Genomic DNA, 11,184 nt, shown 5'->3' with positions numbered 1-11,184 from the left:
CGTCAGACGCCCATAAGGTGGCCTTGACGGCGCTGGGCGCCCGCGGCCGCCGTTCGTGGGGCACGGTTTGTCGGGCCCGCGGCCTAGGCTGTATGGCAAGGGGGCCTGGGGGTGTCCTGAATCTTCCGTTCATTCCTTCGCGAGGCTCCGCAGGTGTCGCGAACGCTCCGTTGAGGACGTTGAGCGTCTCGAACGGAGCGTTCGGGGCATGGCTGCCGCGGGCTTGGCTTGCCTTCGGCAGGGGCGCGAATGGCCCATTCGCGACACTCCACTTCCGCCCCGACACCAACCCCTAGGCGGGGCCAGGCCACGGCGAAAACGGGCCGGGCAGACTGGTCGCATGAGGACCATCGGGTTGCTGGGCGGGATGAGCTGGGAGTCGTCGGCGGAGTACTACCGGCTCGTCAACGAGCGGGTCAAGGCCGCGCGAGGTGGCTTCCATTCCGCGCGCACGGTGCTGTACTCGGTCGACTTCGCCGAAATCGAGGCCATGCAGGCCGAGGGGCGCTGGGACGACGCCGGCGCGGAACTCAACCGCGCGGCGCGGGCGCTGGAGGCTGCGGGCGCCGACTTCGTCGTGCTGTGCACCAACACCATGCACAAGGTCGCCGACCGGCTCACCGAAGGCCTCGGCATCCCGCTGCTGCACCTGGCCGACACGACCGCGAAAGCGATCCTCGACGCCGGGCTGAAGCGCGTCGGCCTGCTCGGCACCGGGTTCACCATGACCCAGCCGTTCTATCGCGAACGGCTCGCCGCGCACGGTCTCGACGTCTTGGTGCCCGAACCCGATGACGCCGAACGTGTGCACCGGATCATCTACGACGAACTGGTGCTCGGCGTGGTCACCGAGGAGTCCCGGAACGCCTACCGCGAGGTCATCCGGCGGCTGGCCGAGGCCGGGGCCGAGGGTGTGATCTACGGCTGCACCGAGATCGAGCTGCTGGTCGGCGCGGACGACAGCCCGGTGCCGACCTTCCCCACGACCCGGCTGCACGCCGAGACCGCCGCCGACTACGCGCTGGGCACCACCTCGCTCCCCGCCGCCCCCGCCAGGTGAGCCTCGTGCTGGCCGAGAACCAGGCGCCACAGGCGCTCCCGCTCTTCGCCGGTGAACGCGTCGGCCGGGATGCCGAACACGTCGGCGAGCGCCGCCCACCAGTCCTCGGGTGACTCCAGGACTTGCTTCTTCTCGACGTCGCCGCTGCGGGTGAGGGTGAGCGCCCGCAGCGTGTCGACGCCACGGGAGTCGAGGCTCTGCACGACGCACACCCGGACGAACCCGGACTCCGGCGACGTGGACAGCCAATGATGCCGTTCCGCGAAATCGGGCATCTCGGCCGCGCCGGGGGCGAAGTCCATGCCGGCGAAGCTGCCCGCCGGGTCGTGGTCGAACCGCCAGCCGCCGGGGACGACGTCGGAGGCACGCAGCCGGTAGGTGTGCGGGCCCTGCGAGAACTCGCCGTACCGCAGGGGGACCGGCTCGTACAGCCCGTCGCCGAGCCCGACGTCGGCGAACCACGTCGTCTCCGGATCGTCCGGCAGGCCGGTGACGGTCAGCCCCAGGTGGCTGCGGTTGAGGTTCGGCGCGTCCCCGGCACTGCTCTGCACTCCGGAGAGATGCCGCGTGACCTGGTAGCCGAGTGCGCGCAGCAGCGCGGAGAAGGCGCCGTTGAGGTGATAGCAGTAGCCGCCCCGGCCCCGCAGGAACCGTGCCACCGACGCTTCCGGTGCCAATGGCGTGACGCGTTCGAGCGCGATCTCCAGCGCCTCGTACGGGACGCGTTCGATGTGCGCGCTGTGCAGCCGCCGCAGGGCGTCCGCGCTCGGCGGCTCGGCCGCGCAGCCGAGCCGGTGCAGGTAGGCGGTGACGTCGAGATTCCCCATGTCGCGCAGGCTAGCGGCGGGCACCGACAAACCTGGCGCGGATATCGGGGACGCCGGGGTGCGGATCAGGGATTTCACCCGAGGTGGGCCGCCGATCGCCGACGTAGCCTGGGTGATGTGAGCACTTTGCCCGAGCCGTCGCCCGGTGGCGCGTCCGCCACCGATCCGGCCAAACGTGTCCTGCCGCCGAACCCGAAGGCGGCCGCGATCGTCGCGCTGTCCTTCACCGCGCTGCTCTACCTCGTCGAGCTGGTGGACGCGATCCTCCCGGCGCGGCTGGACCTGGCCGGCATCCACTCACGCGAGCTGTCCGGGCTCGACGGCGTCCTGTGGGCCCCGCTGCTGCACGCGGGGTGGTCGCACCTGTTCTCGAACACCGTCCCGGTGCTGATCTTCAGCTTCCTCGCGATGGCCGCCGGGATCGGCCGCTGGGCGATCGTGACGGCGATCATCTGGGTGGTGTCCGGCCTCGGGGTCTGGCTGGTCGGGCCGTCGGACGCGGTGACGGTCGGCGCGTCCGGGCTCGCCTTCGGCTGGCTCGCGTTCCTGCTGGTCCGGGGCATCTTCAACCGGGCGTTCGGGCAGATACTGGTCGCGGTGGTCCTGCTCGGCGTGTGGAGCGGGATGCTGTGGGGCCTGTTGCCGGGCAATCCCGGCATCTCCTGGCAGGGACACCTGTTCGGGGCCCTGTCCGGGGTGCTCGCGGCGTGGCTGATGGCCCGCGCGGACAAGGCGAAGAAGGTCGCGCCCAGCGGTCCGGGTAACCTCGGGCTGTGAGTTCCGCGCCCGTCGACGCCCCGATCGGTGTCTTCGATTCCGGTGTCGGCGGGCTCACCGTCGCGAGAGCGATCCTCGAACAACTCCCCGGTGAGCAGCTGCGGTACGTCGGCGACACCGCGCGGAATCCCTACGGCCCGCTGCCCATCGCCACCGCGCGCGAGTACGCGCTCGAGCGGTTCGACGAGCTGGTCGAGAGCGGGGTGAAGGCGCTGGTCATCGCGTGCAACACGGCGTCGGCGGCCTGCCTGCGCGACGCCCGCGAGCGCTACGACATCCCGGTCATCGAGGTCGTCCTCCCCGCCGCGCGAAGGGCCGCCAGCGTCACCCACACCGGGCGGGTCGGGGTGATCGGCACCGAGGGCACGGTTCGTTCGCTCGCCTATGACGACGCGTTCGCCGCCGCCCCGGAAATCCGGCTCACCAGCGTCGCCTGCCCCCGGTTCGTGGACTTCGTCGAACGCGGGATCACGACCGGCAGGCAGGTGCTCGGGCTCGCGCAGGGCTACCTGGAGCCGCTGCTCGACGCCGACGTCGACACGCTCGTCATGGGCTGCACGCACTACCCGCTGCTGGCCGGGGTGCTGCAGATCGTGATGGGGCCCGAGGTGACGCTGGTGTCGAGCGCGGAGGAGACCGCGAAGGACCTGGTCCGTGTGCTGACCGAACGCGAGCTGCTGGCGGAGCGGGAGACGCCGCCCCGGCACGAGTTCGTCGCGACCGGGTCGGCCGAGCCGTTCGCGCGGCTCGCCCAGCGTTTCATGGGGTTCGCGCCGGGTGTGCTTGCTCCTACTGGCGGGTAGAAAAGGTTCCGGACGCTTAGGGTGGCGTGGTGCGACTGACGATCCTCGGCTGCTCGGGCAGCATCCCCGGGCCGAACACCGCCGCGTCCGGCTACCTGCTCGAGGCGGAGGGGTTCCTGCTGGGCATCGAGCTCGGCAACGGGACACTCGCGCAGCTCCAGACCGTGGCCGACCCGTTCGACCTCGACGCGCTGGTGCTCAGCCACCTGCACCCGGACCACTGCGCGGACGTCAGCGCGCTGACCGTGTTGCGCCGCTATCACCCGGCGCCGCCCTACCCGGCCAGGCCGCGGCGGCTGCCGGTCCACGCTCCGGCTGACGCGCCCTGGCGGCTCGCGAACGCCTACGCGCCCAACGAGACCGAGCGCGCCGAGACCGATCTTTCGGACGTCTACGAGTTCCACCCGCTGCGGGACGAGCGGACGACGATCGGCCCGTTCGAGGTCACCGCGGTGCCGGTCGATCATCCGACGCCCGCCTTCGGCCTGCGGGTCTCCTACGGGGGCAGAATTCTCGCCTACACCGGGGACACCGGCCCGTGCGCGGCGCTGGGTGAGCTGGCCGACGGCGTCGACGTGCTGTTGTCGGAGGCGTCCTGGACCGACTCCGCGGACCGGCCGGCGGGGGTGCACCTGTCGGGCAAGCATGCCGGCGAACTGGCCAAGGACGCCGGTGCCGGACGGCTGCTGCTCACGCATGTCGCCCCGTGGACCGATCGCGACGCCGTGCTGGCCGAGGCGAAGGCGATCTTCCCGAACGCCGAACTCGTCGAGCAGGGCTCGGTCTATGACGTCTGAGGCGATCGCCGACGGGGAAGGTTTCCTCAATCCCGCCGGGCACGACCAGCTGCTGCGCACGGATCCGGCGGTGTTCGGGGAGTTCCCCGGCACGCTCGGCATCACCACCGTCGAGCTGAGCGACCGGCACGGTTGTTTCGAACTCACCGTGCGGCCGGAGTTCCGGTCGCAGTTCGGGATCCAGCACGGCGGAGTGGTGGCGGCGCTGGTCGACCACAGCCTCGGTTCGGTGCTCCTGCCGCACGTCGAGGCGGGGACCTGGCCGGCGACGCTCGAGTTCAAGATGAACTTCCTCGCGCCCGTGCGCACCGGGGTGGTGCGGGCTACGGCGACGATCCTGGCCCGGCGGCGGTCGGTCGCGATCGTCCGGATCGACGTCGAGAACGACGGCCGTCAGGTCGCCGCGGCGCAGGGCACGGTGTCCTTCCAGACGCCCTCACGGTCCGGGGGCGGGGCCCCGGGGGCGACACCCTAGAGTGCATGGCGTGGCGAGAAAAGATGGCAGGAACGACGACCAGCTGCGCGACGTCAAGATCACCCGGGGTTTCCAGCGGTGGCCCGCGGGTTCGGTGCTGATCGAGTTCGGCGACACGCGCGTGCTGTGCGCGGCGAGCGTCACCGAAGGCGTGCCGCGCTGGCGTGCCGGGTCCGGGCTGGGCTGGGTGACGGCCGAGTACGCGATGCTGCCCTCGGCGACGAACACCCGCGGCGACCGTGAGTCCGTCAAGGGCCGCATCGGCGGGCGTACCCACGAGATTTCCCGGCTGATCGGCCGGTCGCTGCGCGCGTGCATCGATCTGGCCGCGCTCGGCGAGAACACGATCGTCATCGACTGCGACGTCATCCAGGCCGACGGCGGCACCCGCACGGCTGCGGTGACCGGTGGCTATGTCGCGCTCGCGGACGCCGTCACCTGGCTCGCCGCCGCGAACCGGCTGGCCGACCCGCAGCCGCTGTCCTCGTCGGTCGCCGCGGTCAGCGTCGGCGTCGTCGACGGGCGCGTGCGGCTGGACCTGCCGTACGAGGAGGACTCGCGGGCCGAGGTCGACATGAACGTCGTCGCGACCGACGCGGGCACGCTCATCGAGGTGCAGGGCACCGGCGAGGGCGCGACGTTCGCCCGGTCCACTTTGGACACGATGCTGGACATGGCGCAGGCGGGCTGCGCGGAGCTGACGCGGCTGCAGAAGGAGGCGCTGGCGCTGCCCTATCCCGGTGAGCTGCCGGAGCCGCGGCCGGACAAGAAGAAGGGCTCGAAGTGACCCGACTGCTGCTGGCGACCCGGAACGCGAAGAAACTCGGTGAGCTGCGGCGGATCCTGGAGGCCGAGGGCATCCAGGGCATCGAGGTCATCGGGCTCGCCGACGTCGAGGAGTTTCCCGAGGCGCCGGAGACGGCCCCGGACTTCGAAGGCAACGCCGTCGCGAAGGCCCGTGATGCTGTCGCGGCGACCGGCCTGCCCGCCATCGCGGACGACTCGGGCATCTCCGTCGACGCGCTGAACGGGATGCCTGGCGTGCTTTCCGCGCGCTGGTCCGGGAAGCATGGTGACGACGAGGCGAATCTCGACCTCGTCCTGGCGCAGCTTTCGGACACCCCGGACGAGCGGAGGGGTGCCGCGTTCGTGTGCGCGGCGGCTCTTGTCCTGCCGGACGGGACGGAAACCGTGGTGCGCGGCGAATGGCGAGGCTCGCTGGTGCGGGAACGCCGTGGTACCAACGGTTTCGGTTATGACCCGATCTTCGTGCCGGAGGGGGAAAGCCGGACGTCGGCGGAGATGGCTCCGGCGGAGAAGGACGCCGATTCGCACCGGGGCCGGGCACTGCGCGCCTTGCTGCCGGACCTGCGCAAGCTCGCCGATTAGCGGATATTGGCAGCTGGAACTCAAGGGAAAGGCGTCTTCGGAGTACCTTGATAGTGTGACGGGCCACGCTATCTGGCACCTGTGCCGGGCGTTGTCCGTCACGATCGCCAAGCTCGTGATGGACGATCAGTTCGATCCTTGACGGACATCCGTTCCGTGCTCGGCGAACGCCTTGAAGTCTTGCATGTGCTGCCGCGACTGCTTGCGGAATGAGCCACGCATGAGCAGCGCCACCAGCCGCATCATGAGCCCGTCGAATCGGAACTCGCTCTCGCTCTCCCACACTGTCGTGTCCGGACCGGCGTCGATGATCCGGTCGCGTTGGGCCTGCCACATGCCCTTGCCGGCGATCTCGCGGTCGTAGTGGACGGTGACCGAGCTCGGGACCCCGCGCAGGTCCTCAGGATCCACGCGCGTGATGGTCTCGGTCGCCTCCATTCGCTGCTTGCCCGTCTGGAACACGACGTGCGAAGTGGTCCCGAGCCGGCCGTGCACCCCGTTGAGCGGCTCGTGCAGTACCAGGCCGCGCAGCCACTTCGGCATGTGCGCCGGGTCGGAAATCAGCTGAACCACCTCCTCACGCGGCAGGGCGATCTCAATCGAGACGGTGTACTTCATCACTGGCTGCCTCCGGGGACGTAGAACGCGGTGGTGGCCTCCACCGCGGCCGCCACGTGAACCGGATCGCCGCCGCCGGCCAGGTGGGCTTCGCCCCATGCCGCAGCGCTGCGCCGCACGAACTCGCGTCCGGCTACCGAGGCCCGGAACTCGTCGTCGTCAAGGGGCTCGTCGTCGGCGAGGAAGCGAGCCAGAGCGAGAAGATGCAGGTCCCAGCCCACACCGCCGGCACCGGGCCCGTAGGTCGGGAACATCGGCTCCCCGACGGCCGCCGCATGGACCAAGGCAAGTTCGGTGCCCCCGGCGGGTCCCGGCGACAAGAGCACTTCAACCTCGCTCGTGCCCGGCCACTCATCAGCCTCAGGCCCGAAGAGCCAGGACACCCGCAGCCGCTGCGGCGGGTCGCAGGCGAGGATCTCGCCGTGCTCGCCGCCCTCCAGCGCGAACGACCCGCCGAGCCGCAGGTCCCCGGTCACAGGCTTCAACCAGCGCCCCAGCCTCTCGGAGTCGGTAATGGCGTCCCACACCTCGTCGACCGGCGCGTCATACCGACGCCGCAGCTCGATCGTGTAAGCGTCGCCGGCGGGCAGGGCCGCCCTGCCCATCGCCCGTCGCGCAGCGACCAGTTCGTCGAATACGTCTTTCATCTCATGTTCCTTCCGCCGATGAATCGGTCTGGTCGGCGACTCCGGACCGGGACGCACGTCTGCCGCGTGCCAGCTCGGTTCCCAGGGCATCGAGACGCTGACCCCAGAACCCGCTCCGACCACACGCCGACCTCGCGCAGCGGTGAGGGGTCGACGGCGTAGAACCGGCGGGCCCTCTCCGCCCGGACCACCGCGAACCCGTTCTCACGCAGAACGCGCAGATGCTGGGAGACAGCCGGTTGAGACAGCGCGAACTCGGACCGGACCACCTCTGTGATCGCGCCAGAGGTCCGCTCGCCCTCGGCGAGCAACTCCAGGATGCGCCGGCGCACCGGGTCTCCGAGAATGTCGCGTGCACAACGAAGTCATACCACGTGACGCTTATATAAGTCACGGGTGACGCTCTGGACCACGACAGCACCGTCGTCGACGTCCGCGGTGACAGACAGCATGGTCCGTCACGGATAGGCTGAGGGTTTTGAGCTGGGGAAGTCTTTCTAGTATATCAACTGTACTTGTTCTCGAGGGAATAATAAAAGGGTTTGCAGGGTGGAGAGTTTATCCAGGGTGGCGATGCGGGTAAAACTCTTTGCGGAAGACATTGGCAATGTATTAATGTTGTAGTTTTTTGCAAGTGGGTGAAGGTTGACGATTGCATCTTCGTCGAAGTGGGCGCTAATCGTTTTCGGGTATGGTAGGTCGGTCAGCTGGCGTAGTTGTTTGGCGAAAGGGAGTAAGCGTCCTGTAGTGATGGTCTGCTCTTGTACGGCCGGGCGAGGGGCTGGTGCGTATCGCTTTAGCACAGCCAGTGCTTCGGAGCCCCCGGTGAGCGCTGCGGCCCGGACCGTCGCGGCCGCAGCGTGCTCAGTCGAACTATCCAAAGTGGCTGGAAGGTATCGCAGGATCCGCGGGCCGATCGTCGAAAGTGACCGCGCCTCGCGGATGTTTCTCGGTGGCACCAGCTTCTCGCGGATCACGCCCTCCGCCCGATCCGGAATCCCGCTCAGCAGCTCGCCGACCTGATGATGCTTCGCGTGCCCACAGGCCATGAGATCCGCCTCGTTCAGGGCGTCCTCGACGGCGAGGAAGGCGGCATTGACCTCGTTGCCCGGCAGGGTCGCGAACCGGTCGGCCGGCACCGGTTCCAGCTGCTCGGCCACCTGGGTCCCGATCGTCTACGAGGTTCTCCGGTTTCCGCTGCCCCAGCGGCCCTTTGAGTTCCTGCGCGGCCAGTTCCGCCAGGGGGCGTGATCCCGGCGAATGGCGGCCGGGGCAAGCCCGCATCCGGGTGGCCTCGACACTCTATTGTCGGCGTCATGTGTGCCCACATCGTGCTGGCCGAGGACGACGACAAGCAGGCGGAACTCGTCCGCCGCTATCTCGAACGGGAGCAGCACCGGGTCGTCGTGGTCCCGGACGGCCGCGAGGCGCTCGCCCACGTCCGCCGCGAGCCGCCCGATCTGCTGGTACTGGACGTGATGCTGCCGGGCATGGACGGCCTGACGATCTGCCGCACGCTGCGCGCCGAATCGGACATCCCGGTGCTGATGCTCACCGCACGGTCCACAGAGGACGATCTGCTGCGCGGTCTCGACCTCGGCGCGGACGACTACATGACCAAACCGTTCAGTCCCCGCGAACTGGTGGCGAGGGTACGGACGCTGTTGCGGCGCACGAAATCCGCGCACGGGGCGGGTGCCGCGCTGCGCGTCGGCGGGCTCACCGTCGATCCGCTTCGCCACGAGGTCACGGCCGACGGCCGCCCGATCGAGTGCACGCCCGGCGAGTTCCGGTTGCTCGAGGTCATGGCCGCGCAGCCGGACCGGGTGTTCACCCGCGGCCAGCTGCTGGAACGGCTGCACGGGTTCGACCGCTACATCACCCACCGCGCGATCGACGTCCACGTGATGAACCTGCGCAAGAAAATCGAGGCACAGCCCCGGAAACCGACGCGGCTGCTCACCGTCTACGGCGTCGGCTACAAGCTGACCGCGGGGCCGTCGCATGGCGCGTAGCCTCCTGGTCCGGTTGCTCGCGGTGTCGGCGCTGATCGTGCTCTGCTCGATCGCCGCCACCGCCTGGCTCGCCGCCCGCACCACGTCCGGGGCGATCCGGCAGGAACAGGGCCAGGCACTCGCCGAGGACAGCAGGATCTACCAGGACGTGCTGAAGTACGCGGCCACGCATCCGGACTGGCGGGACGTGCCCGCGCTCGTCCAGGCGCTCGGGCGGTCGTCCGGCAGGCGGATCGTGCTGGCGACTTCGTCGGGCGGCACGATCGCGGATTCCGCGCCCCGGCCGGGACCGCTGCCGAAACAACCGTCGGTGGTCGTCGATCCGCTGTCCGTCGACACCGGGCTCGGTGTCTCCACGAGCGCCGACCGTATCGACCCCGACGCCGTCGGCCCGTACTCGCTGGCTCCCGACGAGCGGGAATTCCTGGCACAGGCGGGTGCCCGCGTGCTGAGCTGCGTCCGGAAGATCGGCGGCAGTGGTTCGCTGGTCACCGAGCCGAACGGCCGCACCCGGGTCGAAACCTCCGACCCCTACACACTTCCGTACTGCGCCAAGGCCTTCGTCCCGGCGCCCACCGCCGCCCCGGTGCCGTTCGGCCTCGAAGCACCCACCAAGACCGAACAGCTCGCGCTGGACAAGCTGACCGGCCTGGTCAACGAGTGTCTCGGCCGGGCGGGCAGGCCACCGGTCCGGATGCTGCTCGGCTTCACCTGGGCATGGAAGGAGATCCGGCCCAGCGGGCCGGACCCGGCTGTCGACTCGTGCATTGCCGCGAGCCGCCGCGAACAGCTGACGCCTTACGTCGCGCCCGCCGCGTCGCTCTACCTCATGAGTGCCGGTGACGATCAGCCGAGCGGGTTCACATTGTCGGCGGAGAACAAGGTCCGGCTCGCCGCCGTCGCGGGAGCGGTGCTGGTCATCGCCGTCGCCGTCACCGTGCTGGCCGGGATCCGGCTGATCCGGCCGTTGCGCGCGCTCACCGGGGCCGCGCAGCGGATGGAGGCGGGGGAGACGGGCGCGCGGGTCGAGGTCAAGGGCCGGGACGAGATCGCGCGGCTGGCCACGGCGTTCAACGACATGTCCGCGGCGCGGGAACGGCTGGAGGCGACGCGCCGGGGCATGGTCAGCGACATCGCGCACGAGCTGCGGACGCCGCTGAGCAACATCCGCGGCTGGATCGAGGCCGTGCAGGACGGCGTCGCGCAGCCCGACGAGGAACTCCTGGCGCTGCTGCACGAGCAGGCCGTGCACCTGCAGCACATCGTCGACGATCTCCAGGATCTCGCGCTGGCCGACGCGGGCGAACTCCGGGTGCATCCGGAACCGCTGGACGCGAACACCTTGCTGACCCAGGTGGCGGCCGCGCACGTGCCGCGCGCCGAGGCCGCCGGGGTCGCGCTGTCCGTCTCGCCGCTGGCCGATCCGGACCTGACGGCCGATCCGGTCCGGTTGCGCCAGGCCCTCGACAACCTCGTGTCCAACGCCGTCCGGCACACCCCCGCCGGGGGCACGGTTTCGGTGCGGGGCAAGCGTGCCGGGCAGGACGTCGTGTTCGAGGTGGCCGACACCGGTACCGGGATCGGCGAGGAGGATCTGCCGCACGTGTTCGACCGGTTCTGGCGGGCGGACCGGTCGCGGGCCCGGCAGTCCGGTGGCAGCGGCCTCGGGCTCGCCATCGTCCGCAAACTCGCGGAAGCACACGGCGGGACCGTGACCGCTGCCAGCGTTCCCGGTCAGGGTTCGACGTTCACGCTGCGGCTGCCGGGCTGAGGGCG

At 69.9% G+C, this 11,184-nt stretch carries 13 protein-coding genes and 1 pseudogene; 9 read left to right on the top strand and 5 right to left on the bottom strand.

What is annotated here, in order from left to right:
• The first annotated feature begins 340 nt into the window (after positions 1 to 340).
• Positions 341 to 1,060 carry an aspartate/glutamate racemase family protein gene (locus tag ACFWX1_RS17080; protein ID WP_378388260.1) on the top strand — a complete coding sequence of 240 codons (720 nt, stop codon included), beginning with the start codon at positions 341 to 343 and terminating at the stop codon, positions 1,058 to 1,060.
• Here the strand turns inward: ACFWX1_RS17080 and ACFWX1_RS17075 are convergent.
• Complete coding sequence (locus ACFWX1_RS17075; protein WP_378388258.1) at positions 1,015 to 1,887, bottom strand: arylamine N-acetyltransferase; 873 nt, start codon at positions 1,885 to 1,887, stop codon at positions 1,015 to 1,017. The genes ACFWX1_RS17080 and ACFWX1_RS17075 overlap by 46 nt on opposite strands.
• A gap of 117 nt (positions 1,888 to 2,004) precedes the next feature.
• Between ACFWX1_RS17075 and ACFWX1_RS17070 the strand changes: the two genes are divergently transcribed.
• Genes ACFWX1_RS17070 through rdgB form a run of 6 tightly spaced genes read left to right on the top strand, consistent with a single transcriptional unit; the run spans position 2,005 to position 6,128 of the window.
• The gene (locus ACFWX1_RS17070) at positions 2,005 to 2,664 is read left to right on the top strand and encodes a rhomboid family intramembrane serine protease (protein ID WP_378388256.1); all 660 of its coding nucleotides are present in this window, start codon (positions 2,005 to 2,007) and stop codon (positions 2,662 to 2,664) included.
• Positions 2,661 to 3,467: a glutamate racemase gene (murI, locus tag ACFWX1_RS17065; RefSeq protein ID WP_378388254.1), complete on the top strand. Its 807-nt coding sequence runs from the start codon at positions 2,661 to 2,663 to the stop codon at positions 3,465 to 3,467. The genes ACFWX1_RS17070 and murI overlap by 4 nt, the downstream gene beginning before the upstream one ends.
• A 29-nt stretch (positions 3,468 to 3,496) precedes the next feature.
• Positions 3,497 to 4,264 carry an MBL fold metallo-hydrolase gene (locus ACFWX1_RS17060; protein ID WP_378388252.1) on the top strand — a complete coding sequence of 256 codons (768 nt, stop codon included), beginning with the start codon at positions 3,497 to 3,499 and terminating at the stop codon, positions 4,262 to 4,264.
• Positions 4,254 to 4,739: a PaaI family thioesterase gene (locus tag ACFWX1_RS17055; RefSeq protein ID WP_378388250.1), complete on the top strand. Its 486-nt coding sequence runs from the start codon at positions 4,254 to 4,256 to the stop codon at positions 4,737 to 4,739. Before ACFWX1_RS17060 ends, ACFWX1_RS17055 begins: the two co-directional genes overlap by 11 nt.
• Positions 4,740 to 4,749: 10 nt before the next feature.
• Positions 4,750 to 5,526, top strand: a complete 777-nt coding sequence (gene rph, locus ACFWX1_RS17050; protein ID WP_378388248.1) for a ribonuclease PH — start codon at positions 4,750 to 4,752, stop codon at positions 5,524 to 5,526.
• Positions 5,523 to 6,128 carry an RdgB/HAM1 family non-canonical purine NTP pyrophosphatase gene (rdgB, locus tag ACFWX1_RS17045; RefSeq protein ID WP_378388246.1) on the top strand — a complete coding sequence of 202 codons (606 nt, stop codon included), beginning with the start codon at positions 5,523 to 5,525 and terminating at the stop codon, positions 6,126 to 6,128. Before rph ends, rdgB begins: the two co-directional genes overlap by 4 nt.
• Positions 6,129 to 6,254: 126 nt before the next feature.
• Here the strand turns inward: rdgB and ACFWX1_RS17040 are convergent, their stop codons facing one another.
• From ACFWX1_RS17040 to ACFWX1_RS17025, 4 genes and pseudogenes are all read right to left on the bottom strand, one after another.
• The gene (locus tag ACFWX1_RS17040) at positions 6,255 to 6,746 is read right to left on the bottom strand and encodes an SRPBCC family protein (protein WP_378388244.1); all 492 of its coding nucleotides are present in this window, start codon (positions 6,744 to 6,746) and stop codon (positions 6,255 to 6,257) included.
• Entirely contained in the window at positions 6,746 to 7,393 is a 648-nt protein-coding gene (locus ACFWX1_RS17035; RefSeq protein WP_378388242.1) for an SRPBCC family protein, read from the bottom strand. The genes ACFWX1_RS17040 and ACFWX1_RS17035 overlap by 1 nt, the downstream gene beginning before the upstream one ends.
• 1 nt (position 7,394) lies before the next feature.
• Positions 7,395 to 7,740 (bottom strand): annotated as a pseudogene (locus ACFWX1_RS17030) (ArsR/SmtB family transcription factor).
• 150 nt (positions 7,741 to 7,890) lie between these two features.
• On the bottom strand, positions 7,891 to 8,553 hold the full coding sequence (locus tag ACFWX1_RS17025) for a hypothetical protein (protein ID WP_378388240.1): 663 nt from the start codon (positions 8,551 to 8,553) through the stop codon (positions 7,891 to 7,893).
• Positions 8,554 to 8,709: 156 nt separating this feature from the next.
• Between ACFWX1_RS17025 and ACFWX1_RS17020 the strand changes: the two genes are divergently transcribed.
• A complete protein-coding gene (locus ACFWX1_RS17020) occupies positions 8,710 to 9,408 on the top strand; it encodes a response regulator transcription factor (RefSeq protein WP_378388238.1) in 699 nt (232 codons plus the stop codon).
• Entirely contained in the window at positions 9,398 to 11,179 is a 1,782-nt protein-coding gene (locus tag ACFWX1_RS17015) for a sensor histidine kinase (RefSeq protein WP_378388236.1), read from the top strand. Before ACFWX1_RS17020 ends, ACFWX1_RS17015 begins: the two co-directional genes overlap by 11 nt.
• The last annotated feature ends 5 nt before the right edge of the window (positions 11,180 to 11,184 follow it).

Origin of the sequence: Amycolatopsis sp. NPDC059021, assembly GCF_042739895.1 — a bacterium.
Taxonomy (GTDB): Bacteria; Actinomycetota; Actinomycetes; order Mycobacteriales; family Pseudonocardiaceae; genus Amycolatopsis.
Note: the sequence above shows the minus strand (reverse complement) of the source record. Positions and strands in the feature narration are given on the sequence as shown.

Coding starts and splice junctions, on each gene's coding strand:
- ACFWX1_RS17055 (WP_378388250.1), top strand. CDS start 4,254: ATGACGTCTGAGGCGATCGCCGACGGGGAAGGTTTCCTCAATCCCGCC.
- ACFWX1_RS17035 (WP_378388242.1), bottom strand. CDS start 7,393: ATGAAAGACGTATTCGACGAACTGGTCGCTGCGCGACGGGCGATGGGC.
- ACFWX1_RS17080 (WP_378388260.1), top strand. CDS start 341: ATGAGGACCATCGGGTTGCTGGGCGGGATGAGCTGGGAGTCGTCGGCG.
- ACFWX1_RS17020 (WP_378388238.1), top strand. CDS start 8,710: ATGTGTGCCCACATCGTGCTGGCCGAGGACGACGACAAGCAGGCGGAA.
- ACFWX1_RS17040 (WP_378388244.1), bottom strand. CDS start 6,746: ATGAAGTACACCGTCTCGATTGAGATCGCCCTGCCGCGTGAGGAGGTG.
- ACFWX1_RS17015 (WP_378388236.1), top strand. CDS start 9,398: ATGGCGCGTAGCCTCCTGGTCCGGTTGCTCGCGGTGTCGGCGCTGATC.
- ACFWX1_RS17075 (WP_378388258.1), bottom strand. CDS start 1,887: ATGGGGAATCTCGACGTCACCGCCTACCTGCACCGGCTCGGCTGCGCG.